General features: G+C 46.7%; 8 protein-coding genes. 5 read left to right on the top strand and 3 right to left on the bottom strand.

Features of this window, described 5'->3' with window-relative positions; translation table 11 throughout:
• Window positions 1–283: 283 nt before the first annotated feature.
• Entirely contained in the window at window positions 284–2,992 is a 2,709-nt protein-coding gene (malT, locus tag ATB78_RS02030) for an HTH-type transcriptional regulator MalT (protein ID WP_009706506.1), read from the bottom strand.
• A 568-nt stretch (window positions 2,993–3,560) separates the two neighbouring features.
• Between malT and ATB78_RS02025 the strand changes: the two genes are divergently transcribed.
• From ATB78_RS02025 to ATB78_RS02005, 5 genes are all read left to right on the top strand, one after another.
• On the top strand, window positions 3,561–6,014 hold the full coding sequence (locus ATB78_RS02025; RefSeq protein ID WP_061007684.1) for a glycogen/starch/alpha-glucan phosphorylase: 2,454 nt from the start codon (window positions 3,561–3,563) through the stop codon (window positions 6,012–6,014).
• A 117-nt stretch (window positions 6,015–6,131) separates the two neighbouring features.
• Window positions 6,132–8,312 carry a 4-alpha-glucanotransferase gene (gene malQ / locus ATB78_RS02020; protein WP_039988031.1) on the top strand — a complete coding sequence of 727 codons (2,181 nt, stop codon included), beginning with the start codon at window positions 6,132–6,134 and terminating at the stop codon, window positions 8,310–8,312.
• A gap of 226 nt (window positions 8,313–8,538) precedes the next feature.
• Window positions 8,539–10,767 carry a 1,4-alpha-glucan branching protein GlgB gene (glgB, locus tag ATB78_RS02015; RefSeq protein WP_061007683.1) on the top strand — a complete coding sequence of 743 codons (2,229 nt, stop codon included), beginning with the start codon at window positions 8,539–8,541 and terminating at the stop codon, window positions 10,765–10,767.
• Window positions 10,768–10,933: 166 nt separating this feature from the next.
• Window positions 10,934–11,608: a monofunctional biosynthetic peptidoglycan transglycosylase gene (gene mtgA / locus ATB78_RS02010; RefSeq protein ID WP_061007682.1), complete on the top strand. Its 675-nt coding sequence runs from the start codon at window positions 10,934–10,936 to the stop codon at window positions 11,606–11,608.
• A 180-nt stretch (window positions 11,609–11,788) separates the two neighbouring features.
• Window positions 11,789–13,849 (top strand): alpha-amylase, encoded by a 2,061-nt coding sequence (locus ATB78_RS02005; RefSeq protein WP_061007681.1) that lies wholly within the window; start codon window positions 11,789–11,791, stop codon window positions 13,847–13,849.
• A gap of 107 nt (window positions 13,850–13,956) precedes the next feature.
• On the opposite strand, the gene ATB78_RS02000 is transcribed toward ATB78_RS02005, so the two are convergent.
• Entirely contained in the window at window positions 13,957–14,673 is a 717-nt protein-coding gene (locus tag ATB78_RS02000) for a DsbA family protein (RefSeq protein ID WP_020195400.1), read from the bottom strand.
• A 91-nt stretch (window positions 14,674–14,764) separates the two neighbouring features.
• The gene (locus ATB78_RS01995; RefSeq protein WP_061007680.1) at window positions 14,765–15,088 is read right to left on the bottom strand and encodes a hypothetical protein; all 324 of its coding nucleotides are present in this window, start codon (window positions 15,086–15,088) and stop codon (window positions 14,765–14,767) included.
• Window positions 15,089–15,411: the final 323 nt, after the last annotated feature.

The raw sequence follows: 15,411 nt of genomic DNA, 5'->3' as shown, positions 1-15,411 counted from the left end.
AAAAATAATGCTTTTCAAATTGGCATGATTAATGCATAATTCTTTTCGACCCTTCTTAAGCCGAGGGTCACCTAGCCAACTGACGTTGTTAGTGAATACACATTGTTCACATCATACATAAGCCAATCGCCTTAATTGCGGTTGGCTATTTTTTTGTCTGGAATATATGTACAACGTTTCCTACGTGCTTTGCAATTTGCACTTTTCAACGATTAATTAGCAATAAAAAAGGGCTGACGCATAACGCCAACCCTCGTATTTAGCACTAATTTATTTAGCCTGCTCAGTAACCCATCAGCTGCAACAAGTTCTCTGCTGTGACGATTGCTTCCTTACGGTTGGCAATGTTGAGTTTCTGGTACAAGTTACGAATGTGAGTCTTAATCGTTGTGCCTGCCACATCCAACTCTTGCGCGATTTGCTCGTTACTAAAGCCAGAGTAGATCAGACCAAGTACTTGCCATTCACGTTGAGTCAGTGGGCTAGTACGAACTAACTCTGGAACATTCGGGTGATTGACTAGCTTCTCGATAAAGTCCTCATCGAAGTGAATAGAACGGCTACGCTGGTTAGATGAAATGTCTTTCATTAACTGCTGAGCACGGTGACGTTCCAAATCCCCCAGTTCGTGACGAAGGCTTAGCTTTTCTAACAACCCGCCAATGGTTGCACCATCGATTAAGAAGTTGCCAACCATACCGGTTTGGTTGGTCATCACTAGTGCTTCTTTTAGCAATGCTTTGGCTTGCTCTTCATCTTTCTGACGCGCAGCAAATACCGCTTCTACGACTAAGTTGCGGTTTGTGTCTGTCACTAGGTTCGTACGTCGCGCTTCGCTTTGTAGGAAGTCCAAAGCTTGGCGTGCTTCGTCGTATTGACCAAGGTTGATATGAGCACGAGCAATGTTACGCCACTGTAGTTGCTGGAAGTGGTTACACGCTGATTCAGGACGAACGGCGGTATTCAACCATTCTTGAATCGCTTCTGTGTTCCCACGTGCTTGCCAGAACAAGATCAGAGAAAGTGAGGCATTGGCTGTCCAATCGACGTGGTAAGTCGATTGTTTCATCAAATGCTGGATGTGTTCGATGAATTTGCCTGCTTTATCCAGTTCACCGCGACCAATCGCAATACGAGCCAACATTGAGTAGCTATGTAAGTGCTTGCTTGGCGAGTGGTTCTCCAGAATCTGCAAACCTTTGTAAGCGCATTCTTCTGCTTCATCCAAACGGTTCCAGCACCACAAAACTTGAGCGCGAATACGCAGCAAGAATTCATGAAGAGGTACGTGCTGAAGCTGCTGGTCTTCGATCAGACGGAAGCCTGAATCTTGCAGTTCAAATGCTGCTTGAACGTAACCTTGCGCAATCATGATTTCGCTTTGCTGCAAGATTGCCCACAACGCTTGGTGGTAAACCTGATATTGGCGAGCCAGCTTTTCGGTTTGTTGCATCATTGGCAATGCACGATCGAGCTTACCTAATACGTGGTTAACTTCACCGACGACCGATGTCGCTACGATACGGCTGCGGTATACGGTTGGGTCAAGTTGGCTAAGCGCAAGCTCGGCAAGTTCCAATGCATGTTCTGGTTGGTTGCTGTTGATCGCGACCTGAGCGAGTAGGGCATTGGCTTGACCTTGGTAGCCCGTATCGAGTTCGATATTACGCTTTTTGTGCTCTTCTTCTGCTTCTGCTAGTAGCTTACCAACTTGGTTGTAACGGTGTTGGCTCTGCGCTAGCCAAGCTCGCAGCATCGATAATTTTGGATGGCTGAACAGCAGATCTTTATCAAGTTGGTTGATGGCAGACTCTAGCGTTGTTAACTCGCCTTGGTTGAACATCTTCCAACCGAACTCATTCAAAATTTCAACGATCAAATCGGTGTCGTTAGATTTTTGAGCGTGGTGGATCGCCTGATGTGGTGCTTTCTGCTTTAGCCAAGCAACCGCGGCATTGCGGTGAAGGTCTTTTTCTTGTTGAGGAATACGCGCCTGACGCTCATGCGACAAGAACTCGCCAAACAAGTTGTGGAAACGGAACCAGTTTTGCTCGCCTTCCAATGGGTAGATGAACAAGCCGTAGCGGTTGAGCGATTCAATCATGCCCAGTGCGTCTTCACGCTGGGTCAGTGCAAACACTAACTCATCGTTGAAGTGGTCCAGTACCGACACCTGCATCAAGAAGTGACGTGTCTCTTTATCTAAGAGATCAAAGACTTCCTCGACCAAGTAATCCCAAAGGTGAGCGTGATTGAATTGAGAAACAGATTCTACGGTTTGCGCCAATGTGCGGTTTTGATGCTGAGCTTGCAGCGCAATAAGCTGCAGCGCTGATGGCCAACCTTCCACATAGGTGCGTAGGTTGTTTGCCATGTCTTCATCGATGCCGTCGGCAATGCGTTGATTGAAGAAGCGCGTGGTTTCTTCAGTATCGAATGCCAACATTTCATTGCCAATTTCGATCATCAAATCACGTACACGCAGGTTCGCCGTCCCCAGCGGCGGAGCTGCACGGCTTGTGACAACAACGGTTAGGTTGTCTGGCATGTGCTTTAAGAAGAAGCGCATCGATTCATGGATTTCGTCGTTGGTGATCAGGTGATAATCATCTAATACGACGTAACACTCGTGCTGAAAATCCGCCATCTCAGCGAAAACTTCGCTGAATAAAGAGCGTAAAGAAGAGAACTGACGTTTCTCAGCCAATTTTTGTGCGTTGGAGCAGTTGTAGTTGGTGGCTTTGTTTAAAGCTTGCAGCAAATAGTTAACGAAGCGAAAACCGTCGTTATCACTGTCATCAATGCTGTACCAACCTACGTTGGGTTTATCTGACAACCACTGTGCTGCCATGGTGGTTTTCCCGTAACCAGCTGGCGAGCGAAACAGTACCAGTTTGTAGTAAGGCGCTTGTTGTAGTAAGTCCAATACTCGCGGGCGGACGATCGCATTATGCAATCGGCCAGGGCGAGTAAGTTTAGATGGAATCCACATTATTAATTCTGTCCTTAAATCTTTTAAGCTAGCGAAACTAGAAATTGACTCACACCACTAAATTCTAGTTTGTATAAAAAGTGTACAAGCTTGCGAGTCGTTGTGGATGTTACGACATCAGAAATGCCTCTTACTTTGATCCACTTCCTAATTCTCGAGAGTTGATGTAAATGCCATCAACTACGCCCTTTATTTGTGATTTTGGTCACTTAAAAGCCAGTGGTATTGATCCCATGCAGAAAGAGTTGCACATCTATTAAGGAGAAATTATCAATGTTAAAAGAAGTAATGTGATCGATAAGACAGTTTTTACAATGGAGTGAGAAGGGTGAATAAAAAACGTCATGAACAAATTTTAATCTTTCCATTAGGTGGCTGTGATCCGAATCACTAAGAATCGGACGATAGGCTGCTGTGTTGCGATTTAGATCACTAAGTTTGCAAGCTTACGCCCTCTACGCCCTACCCCCTCCTCCTTGTGGGGAGGACAAATGGGAGGATGTTTATTCACAGAGGGAAATGCACGATGTATGGCAGATGAATTACTAAAAGACGTGAGAATTTCTTAATGAAACCTACTCAACAGAAACAATTTGACAAGAAGTCGTTCCAAGAAAGCGTGAAGAAACATCTATCTGTAACTTACGCTCACACGATTGAAAATGCAGATAGCCGCGCATGGTACCTAGCAATGGGTCGCGCACTGGCTGAATTTACGACTTGTGATTTGCTTGCTACTGAAGCGGACGCTCGCATCCAAGAAGCGAAAAGCGTTAACTACCTTTCACTAGAATTCCTTATCGGTCGTTTGACTGGTAACAACCTAATCAGCATGGGTCTTTACGAAGAGATCACGGAAGCAATGGCTGAGCTAGGTCACAACCTAACAGACCTTCTAGAAGAAGAACGCGACCCGTCATTGGGTAACGGTGGTCTAGGTCGTCTAGCGGCATGTTTCATGGATTCATGTGCGGCTCAAGAATTCCCAACTGTAGGTTACGGCCTGCATTACGAATACGGTCTATTTAAGCAGTCGTTCAAAGACGGCCGTCAACAAGAAGCACCAGACGCATGGCGTGGTGTAGAAGGTTACCCTTGGGAAATCGCTCGCCCTGAGCTTGCACAAGAAATCGGCTTCTACGGTCACGTTGAAGTGGTAAATGAGAGCGGTAAAGAAGTTCGTAAATGGGTTCCTGGTATGTCTGTAAAAGCAATGCCTTGGGATCTACCTATCGTAGGTTACGAATCAGACACGGTTTACCCTCTACGTCTTTGGGAATGTCAGGCAATTGCACCATTCTCACTAGAAAGCTTTAACAACGGTGATTACTTCGAAGCTCAGCACGCGCTGATCGACGCAGGCAACATCACTAAAGTGCTTTACCCGAACGATAACCACGAGAAAGGTAAAACACTGCGTCTAATGCAACAGTACTTCCACTCAGCAGCATCTGTACGTGACATCCTACGTCGCCACGAAGCAGCAGGATACTCGCTAGCGGATCTACCTAAGCAAGAGACTATTCAGCTTAACGATACGCACCCAACAATTGCTATCCCTGAGCTAATGCGCATCCTAGTGGACGAAAAAGGTCTTACTTGGGAAGCGGCATGGGAAATCAGTTCTCAGACATTCGCGTACACTAACCACACGCTACTTCCAGAAGCACTAGAGACATGGCCAGAGTCGCTAATCCAGCGTCTACTTCCACGTCACATGGAAATCATTTTTGAAATCAACCACCGCTTCCTACAAGAAGTTCGTAAGATGTGGCCTGGTGACGGTGAGAAGCAAGCGAAGCTTTCTATCATCCAAGAAGGTTTCAACCGCATGGTTCGCATGGCTAACCTATGTGTAATCGGTTCTTACGCAGTGAACGGCGTAGCAGCACTTCACTCTGAATTGGTTAAGAAAGACCTATTCCCAGAGTTCCACGAGATGTACCCAACTCGTCTACACAACGTAACGAACGGTATCACTCCTCGTCGTTGGTTGAAGTTCTGTAACCCAGGTCTATCTAAGCTAATCACTGAGAAAGTAGGTCCAGAATGGCCTGCGAAACTAGAGCAGCTAGAAGGCATCGCTAAATACGCAACAGACGCGAAATTCCAAAAAGAATTCATGGCTGTTAAGAAAGAAAACAAACAGCGTCTTGCTGATTGGGTTCTAGATAACATGGGTATCGAGCTAGATACTAACGCTATCTTCGACGTTCAAATCAAGCGTCTACACGAGTACAAGCGTCAGCACCTAGATCTGCTACACATTCTGTCTCTATACCACCGCATTCTGAACGAACCTGGTTTCGAGTGTGAGCCACGCGTATGTTTCTTCGCAGCAAAAGCAGCACCGGGCTACCACCTAGCGAAAGAGATTATGTTCGCAGTGAACAAGGTTGCAGAGAAGATCAACAACGACCCTCGCATCGGTAACAAACTGAAAGTGGTATTCATCCCTGACTACCGCGTGAGTATGGCTGAGATCATCATCCCTGCGGCAGACGTTTCACAACAAATCTCGCTAGCGGGTAAAGAAGCATCTGGTACAGGTAACATGAAGATGGCTCTTAACGGTGCCCTAACTATCGGTACGATGGATGGTGCTAACGTTGAGATTCGTGAAGAAGTGGGCGACGAGAACATCTACATCTTCGGTCTTGATGTTGAAGGCGTGAAAGCGGTTAAAGCTGCTGGCTACAACCCTTACGACTACTACAACGCAGATCACCTACTGAAAGCGTCTCTAGACCTACTAACTGGTGAAGAGTTTACGCCAGGTCAACCAGGCCTACTACGCGCTACATTCGATAGCCTACTAGATGGCGGTGACCCATACCTATGTCTTGCTGACTTCGCATCTTATGTGAAAGCGCATGAAGAAATGGGCAAACAATACAAAGACCAAGCAGGCTGGGCTAAGAAAGCGATTCTTAACACTGCCCTAGTTGGTAAGTTCACATCAGACCGCTCTATCCGCGACTACGTGAACAACATCTGGAAACTTGAAGCGGTGAAACGCTAATAGAACCCAGTTAAGACCAAGGTAGCCGAGCGCTACCTTTGGTCATTTTCAAAGATTAGTTATTGATAACAATAAAACCCTACATGGAAGGTGTTGGTATTACCTTCGGAGAAAGCGATGAAAGAACAAACAGCACTAAAGAAAGTCGCAGACATGGCGCGATTAGCTGATAGCTACGTCAGCGCGTGGGGAGACGAGGCAAAAGTTTCTGAAGAAACACTGCGCCGCTTGCTCACTTCACTTGGCTACGATACTAGCAGCGATGAGAAGCTATTGGCTTCTGCTGAGAAAAAACATAAGAAAGACGTACTAGCCCCTGTTCTTGTTTTACGCGACGGCGAACCAGTCGAAGTGGAACTAAACCTAGGTACGAGTGCTCGCGAGAGCGAATTTAGCTGGCGTTTAGAAACAGAACAAGGAGAGGTACTTGAAGGCTATCTTCAGTCGCAAATTGTTCGTGATGAACGAGCTGAGGGTGGCCCTCTAGTGTTTGCATTGCCAAAGAACTTGGCATGGGGTTACCACAAACTGATCATCAGCCGTAAGCGTCGCAAGACCCCTTACGAAATGTCGCTGATCATCACACCTAAAGCGTGTTTCAAACAAGAAGACCTAAACCAACACAAAAAGCTATGGGGCCCAAGCATTCAGCTTTACACACTGCGTACTCAGCACAACTGGGGTATCGGTGACTTCGGTGACCTGAAGCAGTTGGTGAGTGACATCGCATCTCGTGGCGGTGACTTCATTGGTTTGAACCCGATTCATTCATTGTTCCCAGCGAACCCAGAAGGTGCGAGCCCATACAGCCCGTCTTCTCGTCGTTGGTTGAACATCATGTACATCGACGTAAGCTCTGTGCCTGAGTTCGCACTAAGTGCAGAAGCACAGCAACGTGTTGGTAGCGCTGAATTCCAACAACGTCTACAAAAAGCACGTGAATCACACTGGGTGAACTACACCGAAGTGTCTGAGCTTAAGATGAGCATTCTTCCGCTGCTATTTAGCGAGTTTAAAGCGCGTCATCTAGACAAAAACACAGACCGTGCTCGTGCGTTCCTAGAGTTCGTAGAAATTGGCGGCGAGAGCCTACTTCACCAAGCAGCATTTGATGCGCTACACGGTGAGCTACATGCTGAAGATTCAAGCGTTTGGGGTTGGCCTGTATTCCCTGAGAAGTTCCGCACGTTCGATGCAGCAGCAACTCAGAAATACATCAAAGACAACGCAGATCGTGTTCACCTGTACATGTACCTACAGTGGATTGCAGACGATCAAATCAAAGAAGCGCAAGCGCTAGCTGAAGAAAAAGGCATGACAGTTGGTCTGTACCGCGACCTTGCTGTAGGTGTAGCAGATTCAGGCAGCGAGACTTGGGCTGATGACGGTGCGCTAGTATTGGATGCAAGCATCGGTGCGCCACCAGATGTGCTTGGCCCACTAGGCCAAAACTGGGGTCTACCACCGCTAAACCCACAAGTGTTGGAAGCGACCGGTTACGACGCGTACATCAAGTTACTACGTGCAAACATGAAACACTGTGGTGCACTTCGTATTGACCACGTTCTTGGTCTACTTCGTTTATGGTGGATTCCAAAAGGCGAGAAAGCGACAGAAGGTGCTTACCTGTACTACCCAGTTGAAGACATGCTAGCAATCCTAGCGCTAGAATCTCATCGTCATCAGTGTTCTGTAATCGGTGAAGACTTGGGTACTGTACCTGATGAAATCGTGGATATCCTACGTGAAGCAGGTGTTCACTCATACAAAGTGTTCTTCTTCGAAACATCGAAAGACGACGGCGGCTTTATTTCTCCGAAGCACTACGCTGAGCAGTCTATGGCGGCATTGTGTACGCACGATATGCCAACATTACGTGGTTTCTGGCACTGTGATGACTTGAAGATGGGGCGTGAGATTGGTCTGTACCCAGACGAGCAACAACTAGAAGGTCTGTTTGATGACCGCCTGAAGTGTAAGCAAGGCATCCTAGACAGCGTTCGTTGGCACGGTTACCTACCAGAAGGCATCGGCCATGACGCACAGTATGTTCCAATGGATTGCCACCTAAGCGAAGCACTTCAATTGCACGTTGCTGCGGGTGACTCTGCACTACTGAGTGTTCAGCTTGAAGACTGGCTAGAAATGGACCAACCGGTCAACATTCCTGGCACGGTAGATGAGTATCCAAACTGGCGTCGTAAACTGTCGATGAACCTAGATGAAATCTTCAGCCGCGAAGACGTAAACCGTATTTCTAAGCGCCTCACTGAAGTGCGCGCGAAAGCGAGCAAATAAGGTGGAATGAGTGATGTAGGAATTCGCGAATTTAATTGCGCCAAGGTACGAAAGTACAGCCTAGGTCACTCATTAAATCGGCACAATCCGTTAGGATGAAGTACCGTTATTATGCCCGCAACAATAGCGGGCATTTTTGTTTTTTGACGCCGTTTTATTCAATGTTTGAATAGGATTGGGTCTTTTATAATTGTGTGAATTCACAACGTTTGGCTGAGGAAATCCGATGTTCAAAAACCATAAGGAGAATATCGGTGCTAGGGAGAAAGATTTGAAAACCAAGGTAAAGAAAAAATACGAACGCGCCTACGAATTATTAGCTGAGGCGGCTTACTCAGACCCGTTTGCGTCACTTGGTCCATTCATTGCTGACGGCGAAGGATCGTTACGTGTTTGGATGCCGGGTGCAGACAAAGTTGAATTGGTTATCAGCGGCGAACCTCGAATTGAGCTAGAGCGTGAAGATGAAAGCGGCTTCATCTTAAAAGACAAGCGCGACTTGCATCTAACACATTACCAACTTGCAGTAGACTGGAATGGTGTAGAACAGCTCATTGACGACCCTTACCAATACCACAACATCTACCAAGAATACGAACACCTACACACACCAAAAGACATGTACCGCTACATGGGTTCACAATTTGTGACTATCGAGCGCGGTGGCGAAAACATCTCAGGCGTTCGTTTCCTTGTTTATGCCCCTCATGCATCTGCTATCAGCCTAGTGGGTAGCTTTAACCAGTGGGATGGTCGTCGCCATCCAATGCAGCGCCTAGATTACGGTATCTGGGGCCTATTCATTCCTGGTTTGGAAGAGGGCGTACAATACAAATTTGAACTCAAAGGTCCGAATGGGGAAGGGCTTCCTCATAAACAAGACCCTTGGGGCTTCTACTCTGAGCAATACCCGTCATTTGCATCGATCACATACGATCACAACCGTTACCAATGGCAAGACGCGAAATGGCAAAACCGCCCAGTGACACAAAAGCGTGATGAAGCGCTGTCTTTCTACGAGCTGCACGCGGGTTCTTGGAAACGCAACGAAGAGGGCGACTTCCTTAACTACCGTGAACTGGCCGCTGAGTTAGTACCTTACCTTGTAGACATGGGCTACACCCACGTTGAGCTGATGCCAGTTTCTGAACATCCGTTCTTTGGCTCTTGGGGTTACCAACCTGTTGGCCTGTTTGCGCCGACGAGTCGTTACGGCTCTCCGGATGATTTCAAGTTCTTCGTTGATGCGTGTCACCAAGCTGGCTTGGGCGTGGTACTGGATTGGGTACCAGCGCACTTCCCATCGGATGATCATGGCTTAGCGAATTTTGATGGCACACCACTGTTCCACGATCCAGATCCTCGCCGTGGTTGGCACCAAGATTGGAACTCTTACATCTACGATCTAGGTCGTGAGCATGTGCGCCGTTTCCTAGTGTCTAACGCGCTGTACTGGTTCGAGCAATTCCATATTGATGGTATCCGCGTTGATGCTGTTGCGTCGATGCTTTACCTAGATTACTCACGCAGCCACGATCAGTGGATCCCGAACGCAGATGGTGGCAACGAGAACTATGATGCGATCGCAACACTGAAGTGGATGAACGAAGAAGTGTACAAACACTTCCCTAACGCAATGACCATTGCAGAAGAATCGACCGCATTCCCGGGTGTATCTGCACCTACCTTTATGGGCGGTTTAGGCTTCGGCTTTAAGTGGAATATGGGTTGGATGCACGATAGTCTTTCTTACATCCAAGAAGATCCTATTCACCGCAAATACCATCACAATACCATCACGTTCCCGCTTGTTTACGCACATAGCGAAAACTACGTATTGTCGCTTTCTCATGATGAAGTGGTCTACGGCAAAGGCTCTATCCATAACAAGATGCCGGGTGATGAGTGGCAACAAACGGCGAACTTGCGTGCTTACTTCGGTTACATGTACGGTCAACCGGGCAAGAAGCTAAACTTCATGGGCGCAGAACTTGGTCAGACCGCAGAATGGAACCACGATGACCAGCTACAATGGTTCTTACTGGAGTTTGGTCGTCACCAAGGTGTGCAAGCACTGATTCGTGACTTAAACCACTTGTACCGCAACGAAGCGGCGATGCACGATCAAGATTGCATCCCTGCAGGCTTTGAATGGCGTCTGCAAGATGAAGCCGATTCGAGCATCCTGGCACATGAACGTATTAGCCAAAACGGCGAGCGCGTATTAGTTATCAGTAACTTCACACCAGTGCCGCATGAGCGTTTCCGTTTAGGTGTTCCAATGGAAGGTAAATACGAGCTTCTGTTGAATACTGATGATGTGAAATACGATGGCAGCGATTTTGAAGTGCTAGCCAGCGTAGAAACAGAAGAAGTAGAAAGCGAATCGCTGCCTCAGTCTCTTGAGCTGCGTTTACCGCCACTATCAACCGTATTCTACAAACTGGCAAAGTAAGTTGAGTTCGCAAAACATACTTAACTAGTTAAAACACATAATCAATCCCAAGCCTGCTTTACAATGTAAATCGGGCTTTTTTTGACCAAGTTTTCACTAACGATAAACAGACTGCATACTCTATACTTGCATCATATTGTTTTATGAAATCAAGCTAGGTCGGACTTTGAGAAAGATTAAATCCCTTCTGTTCAATATCTTATTGGTGCTTTTGCTTTTACCAGTGATGCTCGTTGGCATAGTGAAATACGTCGATCCACCAATTTGGGGATGGAAGATCAGCCGCATGATTTCTCCTCCTGAGGGATTCCCTGAAGAGAGCCAAAATGAATGGGCGCCTTTGAGTGACATTTCTAAGCACATTCAATTGGCCGTGATTGCGACAGAAGATCAAAAGTTCCCGACCCATTACGGAGTGGATTTTGATTCCTTGTTTAAAGTGATCTCAGAGTCTGGCGAAAACGGTCCTTCTCGCGGTGCGAGCACGATTACTCAGCAAACTGCAAAGAACGTGTTTCTGTTTCCTTCACACTCTTATGTGCGCAAAGCGTATGAGCTTTATTTTGCTCTGCTGATGGAAGCAATGTGGAGTAAAGAACGCATTCTCGAAGTGTATTTGAATGTGGTGGAGTTTGGGCCGGGTATTTATGGGGCGGAAGCCGCTGCACAAAACTACTTTGGTATTCCAGCTAAACAACTTTCGACACGCCAAGCAGCAAGGCTTGCGGTGGTGTTACCAAACCCATATCGCATCAAAGTCTACCCTCAGACTTCTTACACCATCAGCCGCGTCAATTGGGCGATGAGACAAATGCGCAACCTTGGTAGCGTTCAGCTTTAAACTCCCTTTTATCCTGCTCATAAATAGAACTACGCCCCAATAAAAGCAAAATGTGAAGCGTCACAAGCTTTAGGGCGTAGCCTTTCAGAATGATGTGCTCAGTTTTTCATCCATTTACTATTAGTGTGAATAAAACTACAACACGAATACTGCGCCTATGCGCAACCAATGGACTGAACGATGAAACTGAATCTGATTACGACTACCTTATTGCTTGCATCGGCAAGTGCCATCGCCGAGCCAAACATCACCATTTCTACCACGACCAACAGCCGTGACTTTCCTTTAAGTGCAGAGCAGCCTTTGGTTGTGCCCTTAACCAAAGATGGCTATACGCTCAAAATCACGGGTGTTGAAGGCGACTGTGTCGCGCCTGATGGCCAGAAGGTCAAATTCAACAAACCTATCGCGCTTAACTGTGGAAAACCAACAGAACTGCCGTTAAAAATCCGCTTCACTGGCGATTACTCTTTTGCTTTTGATGCGGAAGCGAAAACTCTACGCTTCAAGCGTGAACCTAAGAAAGCCGCAAAGACAGAATTCAAACGCCCAATCCCACAAGTGCAATGTGAGGTTTACCAAGGCGGCGAAGTCACGATTGCGTTAGGTGACAGTTTCCCAGATGGCACCAAGTTGCGTGATGCTTACTCTGGGCAAATAGTCGAAGTCAAAGATCAGCAAGTATCGCTGACGCCAAGCAAAGATTCAGGCGGGTTGGTGCTACTCGAGCCAGTGAAGAAAACCAAAGAAGCAGTACCGTTTGATTACCGCAATGCCAACATTTACTTCGTGATGGTCGATCGTTTCAACAACGCCGATACGAGCAATGACAACAGCTATGGGCGCAAGAAAGACGGCAAAGAAGAGATAGGCACTTTCCACGGCGGTGACCTAAAAGGCGTGATTGAGAAACTGGATTACATCAAAAGCCTAGGTACCGATGCGATTTGGTTATCGCCAATCGTTGAGCAAGTACACGGTTTTGTGGGCGGCGGCGATAGCGGCTCATTCCCATTCTACGCTTATCACGGTTACTGGACGCGTGACTTTACCAAGATTGATGAGAACTTCGGTAACGAAGCTGATCTTAAAAAGCTGGTGGAAGAGGCACACAAACGTGGCCTTAAAGTATTGATGGACGCAGTAATCAACCACACCGGTTACTCAACGTTAGCCGATTTGCAATTTGACGGTATTGAGGTGTTAAAACCAAACGCTGATTTACCGAAGAAGTGGGGCGACTGGCAACCAAAAGCGGGTGAAAATTGGCATAGCTACCACCAGAATATTGATTACCAGAGTCCAAACTGGGCGAAATGGTGGGGCGGTGACTGGGTAAGAACAGGTCTACCGGGATACCCGGCTCCGGGCAGCAGTGATATCACTATGTCATTGGCGGGTTTGCCTGACTTTATCACCGAATCAGACAAAGCTGTGAAGCCAGCGCAGTGGCTATTGGATAACCCTGGTACTCGCGTAGAGGCGCGTGACAATTACACCGTCTCGGATTACTTGATTGAATGGCAAACTGATTGGGTGAAACGCTTTGGCATTGATGGCTACCGTGTCGATACGGTGAAGCACGTTGAAGGCGATGTGTGGAAACGCTTGAAAGAAGAGGCTTCAAGCAGTCTTGAGCAGTGGCGTAAAGAGAATGGTAAGTCAGGTCAGCCATTCTGGATGATGGGGGAAGTATGGGGACATACCGCTTATCGCAGCCCTTACTTTGACGATGGCTTTGACGCGTTGATTAACTTCGACATGCAGAAGAAGTTAGACAAAGGCGCGGCGTGTTTCAGCCAAATGGCAGATACTTACCAAAGCTATGCAGATACTATCGCCAATGAGAAAGACTTTAACCCTGTGAGCTACATGTCCTCTCACGATACGGAGTTATTCTTCTCGCGCTTCAAAGATTACGGTATGCAGCGTAACGCAGCGAATGCACTGCTTCTAAGCCCTGGTGCTGTTCAGGTTTACTATGGTGATGAAGTGGGTCGTAACATTGGCCCTTACGCGGACGATTTCCACCAAGGAACACGCTCTGACATGGTATGGAAGCTATCAGATGAGAAGCAAGCGTTGCTCAAACACTGGCAAACCCTTGGTCAGTTCCGTAAAGCGCATCCAGCGATTGGTGCAGGTCAACACCACGTGATTGAACAAGAAGGCGCGTACGTGTTCTCTCGTTCGCTTGGTAGTGACAAAGTCGTTGTGGCCTTTGTGGGGCGCGACAAGTAACCAAACGTTCTTTATTTCGATAAATAAAAAGCCCTTCCTTGAGTTCTCAGGGAAGGGCTTTGTTGTTTTTGATGGTTACTTATCTATTCCAATATCTATTTCGATAGTTATTTCTTTAGCTCTTGGTCGATGACTTTCTCAAGCTCTTCGAAAGGTACATAACCCGGAATGACTTGGTCATTAATGATGATCGCTGGTGTGCCTCGTAGACCTAAGCGAGTGAAGTACTCGTAGTTTTTATCCAACAATGCTTTGGTCTCTTTGTCGTCGACAAGCTGTGCTTCTGTGCCGGTCTTCTTAGCGATTTTTTGTAGTGAACTTGCATCATGTGGACCCGGCTTCTTCACCAACAAGTCGTGCACTTCTTTGTACTTGTCATGTTGGTTCTGCCATACGTTCAATGCGTAACTTGCCGAGTTGTAACCGTTCTTCTCGTACTGTTCTTTGAACGATACCGTCATGTTCAGCACTTTTACCTGCGGGTATTCTTTCTCTACCTTCACTAGCTCACCTTCAAGACGCTTACAGAAAGGACAGCTGTAATCGGTCACGTTGATGATCGTCAGTTCTGGGTTCTCTGCACCGAAGTAAGAGTGCTTGCCATCGTTAAGATAGGCGCGCGCTTCATCCAAAGTCGCGTTAAACGTCTTTTGATAAGCGACGTAGTCTTGCAGGTTTTGATGCAGTGAATCGAGGATCTGCGGGTTTTCTTTCAGCAGTTGAGTAATTTCTTGCAACTTCTCTTCTGATGTTTTTTCTGCTGCGTGTGAAAATAGAGGTACCAGCGCGATAGCCACAGTTAATAATGTGCGTGTGAATTTCATGATATTTCCTAAAACTCTCTTTCTTCGCGGTTTTTGTCGCGAAGTGATTAAAAATAAAACAATTGATTTGGGGATGAATAGCAATCGGGTTTTATTCTCTAAACACACATAGCTTGAGGTGCACCCGATATTTGTCGGGTATCGGCTCGGTATGATGGCGGAAAGCATTACGCTCGGTGCTAGTGATAGATAGCAAGACGAACGCAAATAGGAATAAGGGCACAATGAAGCTGTCGAGATGGTTTTGTGAAACCTGAATCAGCTTTTCAGACAGTTCACACTGTTTTGCCAGCCCTTTCTCGCTCTTTTGTTGCTGCGCAGTAGCGTGTTCAGGTGTCACTTGCACGCCAATCAGAGGGCAAGATTGGTAGAAGCCTGCATTTTTACTTAAACAGATCACGATAACCCAAGCCACAAGGGCGAGTGTCCATCGAGCGATGTTGGATTGTGATCGAAGCAAAAGGCAAACCCTGAGTAAGTCTCTAAGTAATGACCGAACCACCCTAAAATAAATTACACGGAACTTTTGTTAATTTTTGGTCAAGAAATCTCAAATAAGCAACAAACCATGAAGCACGTCGAAGGTGTGGCTAATAACAAATTTGTTCATAACTTTGGTTTGTTTTGTTAATGGATGGGATTCGCTGGTAGTTAGATAAATCTACCTTATCTTGGTCATAAATATTTATTATCTTTTAAATGTGATTCAAATCATAAAATAAAACTTCATAATTGAGT

Origin of the sequence: Vibrio sp. CUB2 (assembly GCF_001557945.1) — a bacterium.
Classification (GTDB): domain Bacteria; phylum Pseudomonadota; class Gammaproteobacteria; order Enterobacterales; family Vibrionaceae; genus Vibrio; species Vibrio owensii.
This window is presented reverse-complemented; position numbering and strand designations above follow the sequence as displayed.